General features: G+C 60.4%; 14 protein-coding genes. 13 read left to right on the top strand and 1 reads right to left on the bottom strand.

From position 1 onward, the window contains the following. Positions 1 to 3: 3 nt before the first annotated feature. The gene (gene icd / locus AC07OJ_RS25175; protein ID WP_201145170.1) at positions 4 to 1260 is read right to left on the bottom strand and encodes an NADP-dependent isocitrate dehydrogenase; all 1257 of its coding nucleotides are present in this window, start codon (positions 1258 to 1260) and stop codon (positions 4 to 6) included. A 493-nt stretch (positions 1261 to 1753) separates the two neighbouring features. On the opposite strand from icd, the gene AC07OJ_RS25170 reads away from it, so the two are divergent. The 13 genes from AC07OJ_RS25170 (at position 1754) to nuoC (ending at position 17421) form a co-directional block, all read left to right on the top strand. After that, positions 1754 to 3979, top strand: a complete 2226-nt coding sequence (locus AC07OJ_RS25170; protein WP_065907507.1) for an NADP-dependent isocitrate dehydrogenase — start codon at positions 1754 to 1756, stop codon at positions 3977 to 3979. Between the two features lie 162 nt (positions 3980 to 4141). Continuing rightward, the gene (locus tag AC07OJ_RS25165) at positions 4142 to 5359 is read left to right on the top strand and encodes a serine hydrolase domain-containing protein (RefSeq protein ID WP_495095397.1); all 1218 of its coding nucleotides are present in this window, start codon (positions 4142 to 4144) and stop codon (positions 5357 to 5359) included. Between the two features lie 70 nt (positions 5360 to 5429). After that, the gene (locus AC07OJ_RS25160) at positions 5430 to 5876 is read left to right on the top strand and encodes an NUDIX hydrolase (protein WP_065907512.1); all 447 of its coding nucleotides are present in this window, start codon (positions 5430 to 5432) and stop codon (positions 5874 to 5876) included. A gap of 59 nt (positions 5877 to 5935) precedes the next feature. Further along, a complete protein-coding gene (mnmA, locus tag AC07OJ_RS25155) occupies positions 5936 to 7060 on the top strand; it encodes a tRNA 2-thiouridine(34) synthase MnmA (protein WP_106803428.1) in 1125 nt (374 codons plus the stop codon). Continuing rightward, on the top strand, positions 7057 to 7680 hold the full coding sequence (gene hflD, locus AC07OJ_RS25150; protein WP_058425015.1) for a high frequency lysogenization protein HflD: 624 nt from the start codon (positions 7057 to 7059) through the stop codon (positions 7678 to 7680). The genes mnmA and hflD overlap by 4 nt, the downstream gene beginning before the upstream one ends. A gap of 124 nt (positions 7681 to 7804) precedes the next feature. Continuing rightward, a complete protein-coding gene (gene purB, locus AC07OJ_RS25145; RefSeq protein ID WP_010209589.1) occupies positions 7805 to 9175 on the top strand; it encodes an adenylosuccinate lyase in 1371 nt (456 codons plus the stop codon). An 84-nt stretch (positions 9176 to 9259) separates the two neighbouring features. Then, positions 9260 to 10426: a ribosomal protein uL16 3-hydroxylase gene (locus tag AC07OJ_RS25140; RefSeq protein WP_065907517.1), complete on the top strand. Its 1167-nt coding sequence runs from the start codon at positions 9260 to 9262 to the stop codon at positions 10424 to 10426. Then, the gene (locus tag AC07OJ_RS25135; RefSeq protein WP_065907519.1) at positions 10419 to 10841 is read left to right on the top strand and encodes a GNAT family N-acetyltransferase; all 423 of its coding nucleotides are present in this window, start codon (positions 10419 to 10421) and stop codon (positions 10839 to 10841) included. The genes AC07OJ_RS25140 and AC07OJ_RS25135 overlap by 8 nt, the downstream gene beginning before the upstream one ends. Before the next feature lie 229 nt (positions 10842 to 11070). Further along, a complete protein-coding gene (locus tag AC07OJ_RS25130) occupies positions 11071 to 11808 on the top strand; it encodes a secretin N-terminal domain-containing protein (protein WP_120448970.1) in 738 nt (245 codons plus the stop codon). A gap of 491 nt (positions 11809 to 12299) precedes the next feature. Further along, positions 12300 to 13625: an isocitrate lyase gene (gene aceA / locus AC07OJ_RS25125; RefSeq protein WP_025858968.1), complete on the top strand. Its 1326-nt coding sequence runs from the start codon at positions 12300 to 12302 to the stop codon at positions 13623 to 13625. A gap of 840 nt (positions 13626 to 14465) precedes the next feature. Continuing rightward, complete coding sequence (locus AC07OJ_RS25120; RefSeq protein WP_003219575.1) at positions 14466 to 14879, top strand: NADH-quinone oxidoreductase subunit A; 414 nt, start codon at positions 14466 to 14468, stop codon at positions 14877 to 14879. Positions 14880 to 14889: 10 nt separating this feature from the next. Next, positions 14890 to 15564 (top strand): NuoB/complex I 20 kDa subunit family protein, encoded by a 675-nt coding sequence (locus AC07OJ_RS25115; protein WP_003174719.1) that lies wholly within the window; start codon positions 14890 to 14892, stop codon positions 15562 to 15564. A 72-nt stretch (positions 15565 to 15636) separates the two neighbouring features. After that, on the top strand, positions 15637 to 17421 hold the full coding sequence (gene nuoC / locus AC07OJ_RS25110; RefSeq protein ID WP_025858969.1) for an NADH-quinone oxidoreductase subunit C/D: 1785 nt from the start codon (positions 15637 to 15639) through the stop codon (positions 17419 to 17421). Position 17422: the final 1 nt, after the last annotated feature.

Raw genomic sequence — 17422 nt, 5'->3', positions numbered from 1 at the left:
GCCTTACATATGCGAAATCAGCGCATCACCAAAGCCCGACGACGACACCAACTTCGCGCCATCCATCAGGCGCTCGAAGTCATAGGTCACGGTCTTGGCCGAAATCGCGCCATTGGTGCCCTTGATAATCAGGTCAGCCGCCTCGGTCCAGCCCATGTGGCGCAACATCATCTCCGCCGACAGGATCAATGAACCCGGATTGACCTGGTCCTTGCCCGCATACTTGGGCGCGGTGCCGTGGGTCGCCTCGAACATGGCCACGGTGTCGGACAGGTTGGCCCCCGGCGCAATGCCGATACCGCCGACCTCCGCCGCCAGCGCGTCGGACAGGTAGTCGCCGTTCAGGTTGAGTGTCGCAATCACGTCATATTCGGCCGGGCGCAGCAGGATCTGCTGGAGCATGGCGTCGGCAATTGCATCCTTGACCACCACATTCTTGCCGGTTTTCGGGTTCTTGAACTGCATCCATGGACCGCCATCGAGCAGGGTCGCGCCGAATTCCTGCGCCGCCACTTCGTAGGCCCATTCCTTGAAGGCCCCCTCGGTGAACTTCATGATGTTGCCTTTGTGCACGATGGTCAGCGAGTCGCGGTCGTTATCCACTACATATTGCAGGGCTTTACGCGCCAGGCGCTGGGTCCCCTCTTTGGAGACCGGCTTGACGCCGATGCCGCAATCCTGGTCGAAACGGATCTTGGTCACGCCCATTTCTTCCTTGAGGAACTTGATCACCTTGATCGCTTCGGGCGAGCCGGCTTTCCACTCGATCCCGGCGTAGATGTCTTCGGAGTTCTCACGGAAGATGGTCATGTCCACATCGCCTGGCTTCTTGACCGGGCTCGGCACGCCTTCGAACCAGCGCACCGGGCGCAGGCACACATACAAGTCGAGTTGTTGGCGCAGGGCCACGTTCAGCGAACGGATGCCGCCACCGACCGGGGTGGTCAGCGGGCCCTTGATGGACACCACGTAATCCTTGACCGCATCCAGGGTTTCCTGGGGCAGCCAGGTGTCCTGGTCGTAGACTTGAGTGGCTTTCTCGCCGGCGTACACCTCCATCCAGGAGATCTTGCGCTTGCCGCCGTAGGCCTTTTCAACAGCCGCGTCGACCACCTTGATCATCACCGGGCTGATGTCGACGCCAATACCGTCACCTTCGATATAAGGGATGATCGGTTGGTCAGGAACATTGAGAGAATGGTCTGCATTGACGGTGATTTTGTCGCCGACTGCCGGAACCTGAATCTTCTTGTATCCCATGCTGAACTCCATCTATGGATTGAACATCTGGCTGCGTTCGAGCCTACTCCAGATAAATGGCGACTGAAACCTCACGCCATGCTCATTTGCATCGAAAACAGCATAAATTGTCGCCTACAAGCCTGAAAGCAAAGGCAAAATCGCCAATCTTGAGCACTGCATGCGACCTTGGTAGCACGTTGGGCCCTGCGACCTTTAGACCAATGGACGACACACCTTTTGTATGAAGGCTCGGCGTAAGCATAGCGACCTATGTATAATGCCGCCGCTGACCAAAGAGTCACGACGGCGGACCGCTCTAGAACATAGCCTTCCGCTACAAAGCAGGACTAATACAATAGTCCACCCGCTTGACGCTCGACTGATGCAACCCAACATCACCGCGAAGAAACCTCGACATTTCGCTCATGGATGACTTTGAACGAACGCGCTCCACCCGGCGCATCTCGAGTTTCTGCGCACGCTTTCAGCAAAGAAGAGAGTTAATCCGAATATGCCCACCCGCTCGAAGATCATCTACACCTTCACCGACGAAGCCCCAGCCCTCGCCACCTATTCACTGCTGCCTATCGTAGAGGCCTTCACCGCTTCCGCTGATATTGCCGTGGAAACCCGCGACATCTCCCTCGCCGGGCGCATCCTCGCAAGCTTCCCTGAGCAACTGGGTACCAAGGCCATCCCGGACCACCTCGCCGAACTGGGCGACCTGGCCGTTACGCCTGAAGCCAACATCATCAAGCTGCCTAACATCAGTGCCTCGACGCCTCAGCTGCAGGCTGCGATCAAGGAACTGCAGGCCCAGGGCTACGCCCTGCCGGACTACCCTGAAACCGTAACCACCGACGCGGAAAAAGAAACCCGTGCACGTTACGACAAGGTCAAGGGCAGCGCCGTGAACCCGGTCCTGCGCGAAGGCAACTCCGACCGCCGCGCCCCGCTGTCGGTCAAGAACTACGCGCGCAAGCACCCGCACAAGATGGGCGCCTGGGCCGCCGACTCCAAATCCCACGTGGCTCACATGAGCAGCGGCGACTTCTACGGCAGCGAAAAAGCCGTTCAGATCGAAGCCGCCGATGCTGTCAAAATCGAGCTGATCGCCAAGGACGGTACCGCGACCGTCCTCAAGGAAAAGACTTCCGTACAGGCTGGCGAGATCATCGACAGCGCCGTACTGAGCAAGAACGCCCTGCGCAGCTTCATCGCCGCTGAAATCGAAGACGCCAAGAAGCAAGGCGTGCTGCTGTCGGTTCACCTGAAAGCCACCATGATGAAGGTCTCCGACCCGATCATGTTCGGCCAGATCGTTGCCGAGTTCTACAAAGACGCGCTGGCCAAGCACGCCACCGTGCTGGAGCAGATCGGCTTCAACCTGAACAACGGCATCGGCGACCTGTACGCTCGCATCAAGGCCCTGCCGGCCGACCAGCAAGCACAGATCGAAGCCGACATCCAGGCGGTCTACGCCGCTCGCCCTTCCCTGGCGATGGTCAACTCCGACAAAGGCATCACCAACCTGCACGTGCCGAGCGACGTCATCGTCGACGCCTCGATGCCAGCCATGATCCGTGACTCCGGCAAGATGTGGGGCACCGACGGCCAGTTGCACGACACCAAGGCCGTGATCCCGGATCGCTGCTACGCCACCATCTACCAAGCGGTCATCGAAGACTGCAAGGCCAATGGCGCTTTCGACCCAACCACCATGGGCAGCGTGCCAAACGTTGGCCTGATGGCGAAGAAAGCCGAAGAGTACGGCTCCCACGACAAGACCTTCCAGATCAAGGCTGACGGCGTCGTCCGCGTCACCGACAGCAAGGGCAACCTGCTGATGGAACAGAACGTCGAGGCCGGCGACATCTTCCGCATGTGCCAGACCAAAGACGCGCCGATCCAGGATTGGGTCAAACTGGCCGTCAACCGTGCCCGCGCCAGCAACACCCCAGCCATTTTCTGGCTGGACCCGAAGCGCGCGCACGACGGCGTCGTGGTCGAGAAAGTTCAGGCCTACCTGAAAGACCACAACACCGAAGGCCTGGACATCCGCATCATGTCGCCGGTCGACGCGATGAAGTTCACCCTGGAGCGCACCCGCAAGGGCCTGGACACCATCTCGGTGACCGGTAACGTACTGCGTGACTACCTGACCGACCTGTTCCCGATCATGGAACTGGGCACCAGCGCCAAGATGCTCTCGATCGTGCCGCTGATGAACGGTGGCGGCCTGTTCGAAACCGGCGCCGGCGGTTCGGCTCCCAAGCACGTGCAGCAGCTGCTGGAAGAAAACTTCCTGCGCTGGGATTCCCTGGGCGAGTTCCTGGCCCTGGCCGCTTCCCTGGAACACCTGGGCGTCACGTACAACAACCCGAAAGCCCTGGTGCTGTCGAAAACCCTGGACCAGGCGACTGGCCAGTTCCTCGACAACAACAAGTCGCCATCGCGCAAAGTCGGCAACATCGACAACCGCGGCAGCCACTTCTACCTGGCGCTGTACTGGGCTCAAGCCCTGGCCGCCCAGACCGAAGACACTGCACTGCAAGCGCAGTTCGGCGAACTGGCCAAGACCCTGGCCGCGAACGAAGCAACCATCGTTGCCGAGCTCAACGCCGTGCAGGGCAAGCCCGTGGACATCGGCGGCTACTACGCGCCGAACCCTGAGCTGACCAGCAAGGCCATGCGTCCAAGCAACACCCTCAATGCGGCGATTGCTGCACTGGTGTGATGCGCTGATGTGACGATGCTTGATTGGTCGTCGCACCACAGCAAAATCCGGAATTCGAAAGGGTTCCGGATTTTTTTTGCGCTTTTTTCCGTAAGTGGGCGCAGGACTTGCTTTGTGTTTTTGCTCAAGCCATTCCAGAAAACAACAAATAAGGAAGTTTTTATGCAAAGAGCTCACTTCCAGGCGCTGGCCTGGGCCTCGGCAATCGCCCTGCTGACCGCCTGCGCGAGCCACTCGCCACCCTACCCGCATGCACAGGAACCGATTGGCGACGTGCAGACCATGTACGACGGCAAACTCAGCCCCGACGCCGCCGTCAGCACCTTTCGCAATATCGACCGCTTGTTTCCGGTGCGCACCATCAAGGCCGGCGGCCACCCTTTCCCACTGCCGCACAGCAGCCGGGCGTTGGGACCGGTTGCATTCGATTACGAAGGCAAACGCTATAGCCTCGATGACTACGTCACCCTCAACCGGGTAACAGGCCTGCTGGTGATCAAGGACGGCCAAGTCGTTACTGAACGCTACGAAAAAGGCAACACCGCCGAAACCCGCTGGATGTCGATGTCGGTGGCCAAGTCGATTACATCGACCCTCGTCGGCGCGGCCTTGCAGGACGGTTCGATCAAGAGCCTGGATGACAAAGTGACCGAGTATTTGCCTGCACTGGCCGGCAGCGGCTACGACCAGGCCACCGTGCGCCAAGTGCTGGCGATGCGTTCGGGGGTCAAATGGAGTGAGAAATACGCCGACCCGACGTCGGATCGACGCATGATGCTCAAGCTGCAGACCGAACAAGTGCCCGGCTCCGCCCTCAAGTTCATGGCGAGCCTGCCCAGCGCCGCGCCGCCTGGCACCCGCACCAACTACAGCACCGGCGAGACACAAGTGCTGGGCCAACTGGTCAGCGCCGCCGTGGGCAAGCCCCTGGCGAACTACCTCAGCGAGAAAATCTGGGCGCCGTATGGCATGCAGACCGATGCGAACTGGTGGCTCGACGGCCCGAACGGCAACGAAGTGGGCGGCAGCGGCATCAGCGCAACACTGGAAGATTACGGGCGCTTCGGACAGTTCGTACTCAGTGGCGGCAAAACCGGCGACAAGCAAGTACTGCCCAAAGGCTGGATGAGCTTTGCCAGCGCCACCACCGGCACCGATGCCGCCTACGGCGACTTTGCCTCAATGTGGTGGCCGGCCTGGACTGCCGCGTCCAAAGCCGACAAAGCCTTCACGGCTGCCGGCATTTTCGGCCAGTTCATCTACATAAACCCTACGCAAAACGTGGTAATCGTCGTGTGGCAAGCGCAGACCAAAGCCACCGGCGGTGAAGTCATTGACGACATGGTCGCCTTCGACGCCATCACCAAGGCCGCCCGGTAACCAAGCGCAACACCCGGCGGGCGCCCCTGTATGATGGGCGCCTGCCCCACTGATCGCTTGAGAGCCCTCCATGACCTGGCAACCCCACATCACCGTCGCCACCCTCGTAGAAGACAACGGCCGCTTCCTGATGGTCGAGGAACTCAAGGGCGGCCGCGCCGTGCTCAACCAGCCTGCCGGCCACCTCGACCCGCACGAAACCCTGACCGAAGCCGCCGTGCGCGAAACCCTCGAGGAAACCGGCTGGGACGTGGAAGCCACCGGCATCGTCGGCATCTACCTGTACACCGCCCCCAGCAACGGCGTGACCTATCAGCGGGTATGTTTTATCGCCAAGGCGCTGAAACACCATCCCGACTATCAGCTCGACGAAGGCATCCTGCGCGCCCGCTGGATGACCCGCGACGAACTGATGGCCGTGCGCAATGACTGGCGCAGCGAGCTGATCATCCGCTGTATCGATGATTATTTGGCCGGCCAGTGCCACAGCCTCGAACTGATCCGCCCTTCTCTTTAGCCTTGCGGGCCCAGGCCTGCTAGAATCGCGTCCTTTTTCAAGACACCCGTTGAAATCCTATGCGTGATCCAGCCCCTTCTGACACACAAAAGAAGCGCGTCATCGTCGGTATGTCCGGCGGCGTGGATTCTTCCGTTTCCGCCGTTCTGCTCATGGAGCAGGGTTATGAGGTGGAAGGCCTGTTCATGAAGAACTGGGAAGAAGACGATGGAACGGAATATTGCACCGCCATGGACGACCTGGCAGATGCCCAGGCCGTCTGCGACAAGATTGGCATCAAGCTGCACACCGCCAACTTCGCCGCCGAGTACTGGGACAATGTGTTCGAGCACTTCCTGGCCGAATACAAGGCCGGCCGCACGCCGAACCCGGACATCCTGTGCAACCGCGAGATCAAGTTCAAGGCGTTCCTCGACTACGCCATGATGCTCGGCGCCGACCTGATCGCCACCGGCCACTATGTGCGCCGCCGCGACGTTGATGGTCGCACCGAACTGCTCAAGGGCCTGGACCCGAACAAGGACCAGAGCTATTTCCTGCACGCCGTCGGCGGCGAACAGATCGCCAAGACCCTGTTCCCGGTGGGCGAGCTGGAAAAACCCGAAGTCCGCAAGATCGCCGAGAAACACGGCCTGGCCACTGCCAAGAAGAAGGACTCCACCGGTATCTGCTTTATCGGCGAGCGCCGCTTCAGCGACTTCCTCAAGCAGTACCTGCCCGCGCAACCCGGCGAGATCAAGACCACCGAAGGCGAAGTGATCGGCCGCCACCATGGCCTGATGTACCACACCATCGGCCAGCGCCAGGGCCTGGGCATCGGCGGTTTGAAAGACGCCGGCGAAGAGCCGTGGTACGTGCTGGTCAAGGACCTCGAGCACAACGTGCTGATCGTCGGCCAGGGTAATGAGCACCCGTTGCTGTTCTCCGGTGCGCTGCTGGCGTCGGAGATCTACTGGGTCAACCCGATCGACCTGAGCACTCCGCGCCGCCTGACCGCCAAAGTGCGCTATCGCCAGAGTGACCAGCCCTGCACCCTGGAAAAAACCGCCAGCGGCTACCGTGCCACCTTCGATGACCCGCAACGCGCGGTCACGCCAGGCCAGTCCGTGGTGTTCTATGACGGCGAGATTTGCCTCGGCGGCGGCGTGATTGAAGTCGCCGAGCCCTGGAGCAACCCGGCATGAGCCCGACCCAGGAGCAATTGACCGCCCTCGGCGGGGTATTCCTCGCCGCGGTGCTGGTCGACAAGATCGCCAAGACCGGCCAGGTCACCGAGGCAGGCCTGACCTGCATGCTCGGCAGCCTGCTGATCCGCGACCCCAAGGACACACTGGAAGTGTATGGCGGCGACGACCTGGCGCTGCGCGAAGGTTACCGCGCGCTGATCGGCGCCCTGGAACGCGACCCGAGCACCTTGCAGCGCGAGCCGCTGCGCTACGCCCTGTCGATGCTCGGCCTGGAGCGCCAACTGGCCAAGCGTGAAGACATGCTGGAAGTCATCGGCAAGCGCCTGCCGCAGATCCAATCCCAGGTAGAGCACTTCGGCCCGGCCCACGAGAACGTGATTGCCGCCTGCGGTGCGCTGTACCAGGACACCTTGAGCACCTTGCGCCAACGGATTCAGGTGCACGGCGACATGCGCAACCTGCAGCAACCGAACAACGCCTCGAAAATCCGCGCCCTGCTCCTGGCCGGTATTCGTTCGGCACGATTGTGGCGCCAGTTGGGCGGTCATCGTTGGCAACTGGTGATCAGCCGACGCAAATTGCTCAAAGAGCTTTACCCGTTGATGCGCAACGAATAAGTCGCAACAGCCACGTTTTTTATAGCCCCACGCGTAATACGCCGGTCAGTTGGCAACGGACCGGCGGATTTTTTCATGTATGATACGCGCCCCATTTCGTTGCCCGACTGTCCGAGAACACCCCATGCAGCTTTCTTCGCTCACTGCGGTTTCCCCTGTTGACGGCCGCTACGCCGGCAAAACCCAGGCCCTGCGCCCTATTTTCAGCGAATACGGCCTGATCCGTGCTCGTGTATTGGTTGAAGTGCGCTGGCTCCAGCGCCTGGCCGCTCACCCCGCCATCAGCGAAGTGCCGGCGTTCTCCGCCGAAGCCAACGCTGTGCTCAACACCCTGGCGGAAAACTTCTCCCTGGAGCACGCCGAGCGTGTGAAAGAGATCGAGCGCACCACCAACCACGACGTCAAGGCCATCGAATACTTGCTCAAGGAGCAAGCGGCCAAGCTGCCGGAATTGGCCCAGGTCAGCGAGTTCATCCACTTTGCCTGCACCAGCGAGGACATCAACAACCTGTCCCACGCCCTGATGCTGCGCGAAGGCCGTGATGACGTGATGCTGCCGCTGATGCGCCAGACCGCCAACGCCATCCGCGAACTGGCCATCCGTTTCGCCGACGTGCCGATGCTGTCGCGCACCCACGGCCAGCCGGCGTCGCCGACCACCCTGGGTAAAGAACTGGCCAACGTGGTGTACCGCCTGGAGCGCCAGATCGCTCAAGTGGCTGCCGTCCCGCTGCTGGGCAAGATCAACGGCGCTGTCGGCAACTACAACGCCCACCTGTCGGCCTACCCCGAGATTGACTGGGAAGCCAACGCCCGCGCCTTCATCGAAGACGAACTGGGCCTGGGCTTCAACCCGTACACCACGCAGATCGAACCGCACGACTACATCGCCGAGCTGTTCGACGCCATTGCGCGCTTCAACACCATCCTGATCGACTTCGATCGCGATATCTGGGGCTACATTTCCCTGGGCTACTTCAAGCAGCGCACCATTGCCGGTGAAATCGGTTCGTCGACCATGCCGCACAAGGTCAACCCGATCGACTTCGAAAACTCCGAAGGCAACCTCGGCATCGCCAACGCGCTGTTCCAGCACCTGGCCAGCAAGTTGCCGATCTCCCGCTGGCAGCGCGACCTGACCGACTCCACCGTACTGCGTAACCTCGGCGTGGGCTTTGCCCACAGCGTGATCGCGTACGAAGCCAGCCTCAAGGGCATCAGCAAGCTTGAGCTCAACGAGCAGAAGATCGCCGCCGACCTGGACGCGTGCTGGGAAGTATTGGCCGAGCCGATCCAGACCGTGATGCGTCGCTATAACATCGAAAACCCCTACGAGAAGCTGAAAGAATTGACGCGCGGCAAGGGCATCAGCCCCGAGGCGTTGCAGACTTTCATCGATGGCCTGGACATGCCAGCCGCGGCCAAGGCCGAGCTGAAACTGCTGACCCCGGCCAACTACATCGGTAACGCTGTAGAGCAAGCCAAGCGCATCTGATCCACGCACGACCCTTTGAGACGCCCGGCCGCGCCGGGCGTTTTTATTCCAGTCTGAAAAGTGCTTTTTTTCAATAGGTTACACATGAATCCTGATATCCCTCTTCAACTTCTGGGCGGCATCACGGCACGGGAATTCCTGCGCGACTACTGGCAGAAAAAACCACTGCTGATCCGCCAGGCCATCCCTGACTTCGAAAGCCCGATCGACGCCGACGAACTCGCAGGCCTCGCGCTGGAAGAAGAAGTCGAATCGCGCCTGGTGATCGAGCACGGCGAGCGCCCGTGGGAACTGCGTCGCGGCCCGTTCGCCGAAGACGCTTTCAGCACCCTGCCCGAGCGCGAGTGGACCCTGCTGGTACAGGCCGTCGACCAGTTCGTGCCGGAAGTCGCCGAATTGCTCGAACACTTCCGCTTCCTGCCTAGCTGGCGCATCGACGACGTGATGATCAGCTTCGCCGCACCGGGCGGCAGTGTCGGTCCGCACTTCGACAATTACGATGTGTTCCTGCTGCAGGCCCAGGGCAAGCGCAACTGGAAGATCGGCCAGATGTGCAACGCCGAAAGCCCGCTGCTGCAACACGCCGACCTGCGCATCCTCGCCGAATTCGAAGAGAGCGCCGAATGGGTCCTGGAACCGGGCGACATGCTCTACCTGCCGCCGCGCCTGGCGCATTTCGGCATTGCCGAAGATGACTGCATGACCTACTCGGTCGGCTTCCGCGCGCCGAGCGCAGCTGAAGTGCTGACCCACTTCACCGACTTCCTCAGCCAGTACCTGACCGACGAAGAGCGCTACACCGACGCCGATGCCCAGCCGGTCAGCGATCCGCACCAGATCCAGAGTGATGCACTCGACCGCCTCAAGAGCCTGCTGGCCGAGCACATGAGCGACGAGCGCATGCTGCTGACCTGGTTCGGCCAGTTCATGACCGAACCGCGCTACCCGGAACTGGTAGCCGGCGAAGAGCTGGGCGAAGACGACTTCGTCACCAGCCTGCAAGACGGTGCGATCCTGGTACGCAACCCGAGCGCGCGCCTGGCCTGGTCCGAAGTCGACGACGACGTGCTGCTGTTCGCCAGCGGCCAGAGCCGTTACCTGCCGGGCAAATTGCGTGAGCTGCTGAAGCTGGTGTGCTCTGCCGATGCGCTGCACAGCGAGAACCTTGGCGAATGGCTGGCCGACGAAGATGGCCGCGACCTGCTGTGCGAGCTGGTCAAGCAAGGAAGCCTGGGGTTTGCCGATGAATAAGATTCACGTAAGTGTCGCGGACTGGCAAAAGGATATCGCCGAGATTCGGCGCATTCGTGAAGCGGTCTTTGTCGCTGAACAATCGGTCCCACCTGAGCTGGAGTGGGATGCGGACGACGCAGACGCAGTGCATTTCCTAGCCTTCGAAGGCGACTTTCCGATCGGTACTGCGCGCCTGCTGCCCAGCGGCGAGATCGGCCGCGTGTCGGTACTTAAGGACTGGCGCGGCCTGAAGGTCGGCGACAAGCTGATGGAAGCGGTAATTGGCGCGGCCGAGCAACGCGGCCAGACCCGGCAATTTCTCAGCGCACAGGTGTATGCGGCGCCATTCTACGAGCGCCTGGGTTTCAAGATCGTCAGTGACGAGTTCCTTGAAGTCGGGATTCCGCATGTGGATATGGTGCGCGGGGATTGATCCAATACCGCGCCGCTGCTATCGCCGGCAAGCCAGCTCCCGCATTTGACCGAGTACATACTTTGAATGCGGCCAAGTGTGGGAGGGGGCTTGCCCCCGATAGCTATTTCAGCAAAACCAACAATGCCCTGCCTTGCCAGGGCATTTTGCCGTCTACGATTCAACTTGCGCCCTGCCAGGCCGACAAACTGGCACTATCACGCCCAAATGACTCGCAGAGATAACGGACATGTCCCTACGCACCCTGCTCACCGCCCTCCTCCTGGCTGCCAGCTGTTCGGCCATGGCCGACACCGAAGTCGTCAACCTCAGCAACCGTACCAGCGCCGACCTGCTGCCGGTGGCGCAGAATTTCATCGGCAAGGACGGCACCGTCAGCGCCTACGGCAACCAGCTTATTGTTAACGCCGACCCCGGCAAGATCCAGGACCTGCGCGCCCTGCTCGCGCAGCTGGACACGCCGGCCAAGCGCCTGCTGATCACGGTCGACAGCAATGAAAACAACCAGCAGAACAGCGGTGACAGCCAGACCCGCATCATCAGCTACGGCACTGCCAGCCGCGACGGTGGCATCCAGCAGATCCAGGCGAGCGAGGGTGTGCCCGCGCTGATCCAGGTCGGCCAGAGCGTCCCCCTGACCACCACCCAGCCGGATGCCTACGGCCGCCCGCAAAACCAGACCCAGTACCGCAATGTCACCCAGGGTTTCTATGTCACCGCCAGCGTTACCGGCGAGACCGTGCACCTGGCGATCAGTACCAACCGTGACCGCATGAGCCAGGAACGTCCCGATGTAGTGAACGTGCAAAGCACCGACACAACTATCAGCGGCCGCCTTGGCGAATGGATTCCACTGGCCGGCATCAATCGCGAGACCCAGGCCGACAAATCCTCTACAACCCGCAGCTACTCTACTCAAGGCCGCGATGACCTGACTGTGCGGGTCAAGGTCGACACCCTGAACTGAAGCACCAAAAACTGACTGATGAGTCGTATTAGACTAAAGATGTAGTGCTTGAAAAAAAGCACTACAAAACATTTGACGATCCAAAAAAGCATGGGCATGATGGCCTCGCTCCCGCTAATCAGGGGCCCTGGCAAGGGCCTTCGGATCGCCGCTCTAAGCTACCCACCTGAGCCGATTCGTGTCTGTACCGCCCACAAGGTGTGTTTGACGAGGTTGCGACTGGAACGAAGTTGTCCCGAGGGACGGAAGCTAACCAGGTAACCCGGCAACACGCTGTTGGATCGTACAAAGGCCCACGACGCCCGAAGACCGTTCGCAGTTCGCCCTTACCTGCTCAACTCTCCCTTGAGCCCCATCGTTCATCCCGTCGCCTTCTCCGTCGAACCTGTCTTGAGCGCCTACGCTTCTGATCAGCGAGCAGCCCTGCCCACGCAATGAATGCATGGCTGGCAAACGGATACTTCAAACAAGACGCGACGAGGTTTTTCCCCATGGCACTGACACGCGAACAGCAAATTGCAGCCCTTGAAAAAGACTGGGCTGAAAACCCACGCTGGAAAGGCGTGACCCGCGCTTATTCCGCTGCTGACGTCGTCCGCCTGCGTGGCTCGGTTCAACCTGAGCACACCTTTGCAAAACTCGGCGCCGAGAAGCTGTGGAACCTGGTCACCCAGGGCGCCAAGCCGTCCTTCCGTCCCGACAAAGATTTCGTCAACTGCATGGGCGCCCTCACTGGCGGCCAGGCAGTCCAACAGGTAAAAGCCGGTATCCAGGCGATCTACCTGTCCGGCTGGCAAGTGGCAGCGGACAACAACTCCGCTGAATCCATGTACCCCGACCAATCGCTGTACCCGGTGGACTCCGTGCCAACCGTGGTCAAGCGCATCAACAACTCGTTCCGCCGCGCCGACCAGATCCAGTGGAAAGCCGGTAAAGGCCCGGGCGACGAAGGCTACATCGACTACTTCGCACCGATCGTGGCTGACGCCGAAGCCGGTTTCGGTGGTGTGCTGAACGCTTACGAACTGATGAAGAGCATGATCGAGGCAGGCGCTGCCGGCGTGCACTTCGAAGACCAACTGGCCTCGGTGAAGAAATGCGGCCACATGGGCGGCAAGGTACTGGTTCCTACCCAGGAAGCCGTACAGAAGCTGACCGCTGCTCGCCTGGCTGCTGACGTTGCCGGTACCCCGACCATCATCCTGGCCCGTACCGACGCCAACGCCGCTGACCTGCTGACCTCGGACTGCGACCCGTACGACCAGCCGTTCGTGACAGGCGAACGCACCCAGGAAGGCTTCTACAAGGTGCGCGCCGGTCTCGACCAGGCCATCGCCCGTGGCCTCGCCTACGCGCCGTACGCCGACCTGATCTGGTGCGAAACCGCCAAGCCGGATCTGGACGAAGCGCGCCGCTTTGCCGAAGCGATCAAGAAGGAATACCCGGACCAACTGCTGTCCTACAACTGCTCGCCTTCCTTCAACTGGAAGAAGAACCTGGACGACGCGACCATCGCCAAGTTCCAGCGCGAACTGTCCGCCATGGGCTACAAGCACCAGTTCATTACCCTGGCCGGCATTCACAACATGTGGCACAGCATGTTCAACCTGGCGCACGACTACGCCCGCAACGACATGACTGCCTACGTGAAGCTGCAGGAGCAGGAATTCGCCGACGCCGCCAAGGGCTACACCTTCGTGGCGCACCAGCAGGAAGTGGGCACTGGCTACTTCGACGACATGACCACCGTGATCCAGGGCGGCACCTCGTCCGTGACCGCGCTGACCGGCTCGACCGAAGAAGAACAGTTCCACTAAGCACCGCGTACACGGCCACTGCGGCCCCAAGGAAGACCTAACCGCAGTGCCGCACCACAATCACGCCCCGACTGGTTCGGGGCGTTTTTTTTATTTAAAGAACACCAAAATCCAAGGTGGAGCTGGCTACAGGGAGTTGGGGATGAGGCCTAAGTCCCCGGGCGCATGGAGATCCAATGTGGGAGCTGGCTTGCCTGCGAAAGCGGTGAATCAGTCACCGAATGCATCAACTGACGGATCGCCTTCGCGGGCAAGCCCGCTCCCACAGGGGATTGGGGGTGAGGCCGAGGTCCCCGGGTGCATGGAGATCGACTGTGGGAGCTGGCTTGCCTGCGAAAGCGCTGGGTCAGTCACCGAATGCATCAACTGACGGATCGCCTTCGCGAGCAAGCCCGGCTCCCACAGGGAATGCTGGCTACCTGGGGATTTTGCGCAAAACATTGATCCAGAGCGGTATTTACTCGACTCAAATCAGTTAAAAGATCCCCTCCACCAACTAGCGCCACTCCAGCAAGTAACGGCAACTTCCCCCGCCACATGAGAAACAATCGCTTAAACCCCACGCAAACAATATTCATTATCATTTAGCGCATGAAAACTTCGTTACAGGTTAAACAAAACATAATTGGTGAAAAGCCCGCTAATGCCCACACCGCAAGGGCTGCAGCCCCACAAAGGTGCACTATGTCCTTATTCCATCGAATAATTTCGCTATAGGAATTTTACTTGCCCGGTGTTTAGCCATAAAATCACCGCGATTGATTGCAGTGCGACATATCGTCACTGCATCGTTACTTTTTCGAGCTCAGAGACCTTTGCTCTCTGTTAAGGATTTCCAGCATGACCGAAGCGACAGGACTCATGGCCCACAACTGGGGCTTTGCCATTTTCCTCCTCGGTGTTGTCGGCCTCTGCGCCTTCATGCTCGGCGTCTCCAGCCTCCTCGGGTCAAAAGCCTGGGGCCGCAGCAAAAATGAACCGTTCGAGTCCGGCATGCTCCCTACAGGTGGCGCCCGCTTGCGGCTCTCAGCCAAATTCTATCTGGTCGCGATGCTCTTCGTGATCTTCGACATCGAAGCCCTCTTTCTCTTTGCCTGGTCTGTGTCCGTCCGCGAAAGCGGCTGGACCGGATTCGTCGAAGCCCTCGTTTTCATAGCAATTCTGTTGGCAGGCCTTGTCTACCTATTCCGAGTGGGCGCCCTTGACTGGGCTCCGGAAGCTCGTCGTAAGCGGCAAGCGAAGCTGAAACAATGAGGCTTTGGCGATGCAATACAATCTCACCAGGATCGACCCGGATGCTCCTAACGAGCAGTACCCCATCGGCGAACGGGAAACCGTTTCCGACCCGTTAGAAGACCAAGTCCACAAAAACATCTACATGGGCAAGCTGGAAGACGTGCTGAGTGGCGCGGTCAACTGGGGGCGTAAAAACTCCCTGTGGCCGTACAACTTCGGTCTTTCGTGCTGCTACGTGGAAATGACCACCGCCTTCACGGCGCCCCACGACATCGCGCGCTTTGGCGCCGAAGTTATCCGGGCATCGCCGCGCCAGGCGGATTTCATGGTTATCGCCGGAACCTGCTTCATCAAGATGGCGCCGATCATTCAGCGTCTCTACGAGCAAATGCTCGAGCCGAAGTGGGTTATCTCCATGGGTTCGTGCGCCAACTCCGGTGGCATGTACGACATCTACTCCGTGGTTCAGGGGGTGGACAAGTTCCTGCCCGTGGACGTCTACGTGCCTGGCTGCCCGCCTCGCCCTGAAGCTTTCCTGCAAGGCTTGATGCTGTTGCAGGAGTCGATTGGCAAGGAGCGTCGCCCGCTTTCCTGGGTCGTCGGCGATCAAGGCGTGTACCGCGCCGAGATGCCTTCGCAAAAGGAACAGCGCCGCGAACAGCGAATCGCAGTCACCAACCTGCGCAGCCCCGACGAAGTCTGATCCAGCCCCGCTTCTTTTATAGAACGAAAACCTGGCTTCATTCTTTACGTTGACCGAAAGCGATAAAAAACCATGACTACAGGCAGTGCTCTGTACATCCCGCCTTATAAGGCAGACGACCAGGATGTGGTCGTCGAACTCAATAACCGTTTTGGCCCTGACGCCTTCACCGCCCAGGCCACACGCACCGGTATGCCGGTGCTGTGGGTGGCGCGTGCCAAGCTCGTCGAAGTCCTGACCTTCCTGCGCAACCTGCCCAAGCCGTACGTCATGCTCTATGACCTGCATGGCGTGGACGAGCGTCTGCGCACCAAGCGCCAGGGGCTGCCGAGCGGCGCCGACTTCACCGTGTTCTATCACCTGCTGTCGATCGAACGTAACAGCGACGTGATGATCAAGGTCGCCCTGTCCGAAAGCGACCTGAGCGTGCCGACCGTGACCGGTATCTGGCCGAACGCCAGCTGGTACGAGCGTGAAGTCTGGGACATGTTCGGGATCGACTTCCCGGGCCACCCGCACCTGACGCGCATCATGATGCCGCCGACCTGGGAAGGTCACCCGCTGCGCAAGGACTTCCCTGCGCGCGCCACCGAATTCGACCCGTTCAGCCTCAACCTCGCCAAGCAACAGCTTGAAGAAGAGGCTGCGCGTTTCCGTCCGGAAGACTGGGGCATGAAGCGCTCCGGCACCAACGAGGACTACATGTTCCTCAACCTGGGCCCGAACCACCCTTCGGCTCACGGTGCGTTCCGCATCATCCTGCAACTGGACGGCGAAGAAATCGTCGACTGCGTGCCGGACATCGGCTACCACCACCGTGGTGCCGAGAAGATGGCCGAGCGTCAGTCCTGGCACAGCTTCATCCCGTACACCGACCGTATCGACTACCTCGGCGGCGTGATGAACAACCTGCCGTACGTGCTCTCGGTCGAGAAGCTGGCCGGCATCAAGGTCCCGGACCGCGTCGACACCATCCGCATCATGATGGCCGAGTTCTTCCGGATCACCAGCCACCTGCTGTTCCTGGGTACCTATATCCAGGACGTCGGCGCCATGACCCCGGTGTTCTTCACCTTCACCGACCGTCAGCGCGCCTACAAGGTCATCGAAGCCATCACCGGCTTCCGCCTGCACCCGGCCTGGTACCGCATCGGCGGTGTCGCCCATGACCTGCCTAACGGCTGGGAGCGCCTGGTCAAGGAATTCATCGACTGGATGCCCAAGCGTCTGGACGAGTACCAGAAAGCCGCGCTGGACAACAGCATCCTCAAGGGCCGCACCATCGGCGTCGCCCAGTACAACACCAAGGAAGCCCTGGAATGGGGCGTCACCGGTGCTGGCCTGCGTTCCACCGGTTGCGATTTCGACCTGCGTAAAGCGCGCCCGTACTCCGGCTACGAGAACTTCGAATTCGAAGTCCCGCTGGCGGCCAATGGTGATGCCTACGACCGTTGCATCGTGCGCGTCGAAGAAATGCGCCAGAGCCTGAAGATCATCGAGCAGTGCATGCGCAACATGCCGGCCGGCCCGTATAAGGCGGATCACCCGCTGACCACGCCGCCGCCGAAAGAGCGCACGCTGCAGCACATCGAAACCCTGATCACGCACTTCCTGCAAGTTTCGTGGGGCCCGGTGATGCCGGCCAACGAATCCTTCCAGATGATCGAAGCGACCAAGGGTATCAACAGTTATTACCTGACGAGCGATGGCGGCACCATGAGCTACCGCACCCGGATTCGTACCCCAAGCTTCGCGCACTTGCAGCAGATCCCTTCGGTGATCAAAGGCGAGATGGTCGCGGACTTGATTGCGTACCTGGGTAGTATCGATTTCGTTATGGCCGACGTGGACCGCTAAG

The sequence above is a fragment of the Pseudomonas sp. GW821-FHT09C08 genome (assembly GCF_059418125.1).
The sequence above is the reverse complement of the archived record's forward strand: the minus strand, read 5'-3'. Positions and strand labels throughout refer to the sequence as shown.

Coding starts and splice junctions, on each gene's coding strand:
- icd (WP_201145170.1), bottom strand. CDS start 1,260: ATGGGATACAAGAAGATTCAGGTTCCGGCAGTCGGCGACAAAATCACC.
- AC07OJ_RS25170 (WP_065907507.1), top strand. CDS start 1,754: ATGCCCACCCGCTCGAAGATCATCTACACCTTCACCGACGAAGCCCCA.
- AC07OJ_RS25165 (WP_495095397.1), top strand. CDS start 4,142: ATGCAAAGAGCTCACTTCCAGGCGCTGGCCTGGGCCTCGGCAATCGCC.
- AC07OJ_RS25160 (WP_065907512.1), top strand. CDS start 5,430: ATGACCTGGCAACCCCACATCACCGTCGCCACCCTCGTAGAAGACAAC.
- mnmA (WP_106803428.1), top strand. CDS start 5,936: ATGCGTGATCCAGCCCCTTCTGACACACAAAAGAAGCGCGTCATCGTC.
- hflD (WP_058425015.1), top strand. CDS start 7,057: ATGAGCCCGACCCAGGAGCAATTGACCGCCCTCGGCGGGGTATTCCTC.
- purB (WP_010209589.1), top strand. CDS start 7,805: ATGCAGCTTTCTTCGCTCACTGCGGTTTCCCCTGTTGACGGCCGCTAC.
- AC07OJ_RS25140 (WP_065907517.1), top strand. CDS start 9,260: ATGAATCCTGATATCCCTCTTCAACTTCTGGGCGGCATCACGGCACGG.
- AC07OJ_RS25135 (WP_065907519.1), top strand. CDS start 10,419: ATGAATAAGATTCACGTAAGTGTCGCGGACTGGCAAAAGGATATCGCC.
- AC07OJ_RS25130 (WP_120448970.1), top strand. CDS start 11,071: ATGTCCCTACGCACCCTGCTCACCGCCCTCCTCCTGGCTGCCAGCTGT.
- aceA (WP_025858968.1), top strand. CDS start 12,300: ATGGCACTGACACGCGAACAGCAAATTGCAGCCCTTGAAAAAGACTGG.
- AC07OJ_RS25120 (WP_003219575.1), top strand. CDS start 14,466: ATGACCGAAGCGACAGGACTCATGGCCCACAACTGGGGCTTTGCCATT.
- AC07OJ_RS25115 (WP_003174719.1), top strand. CDS start 14,890: ATGCAATACAATCTCACCAGGATCGACCCGGATGCTCCTAACGAGCAG.
- nuoC (WP_025858969.1), top strand. CDS start 15,637: ATGACTACAGGCAGTGCTCTGTACATCCCGCCTTATAAGGCAGACGAC.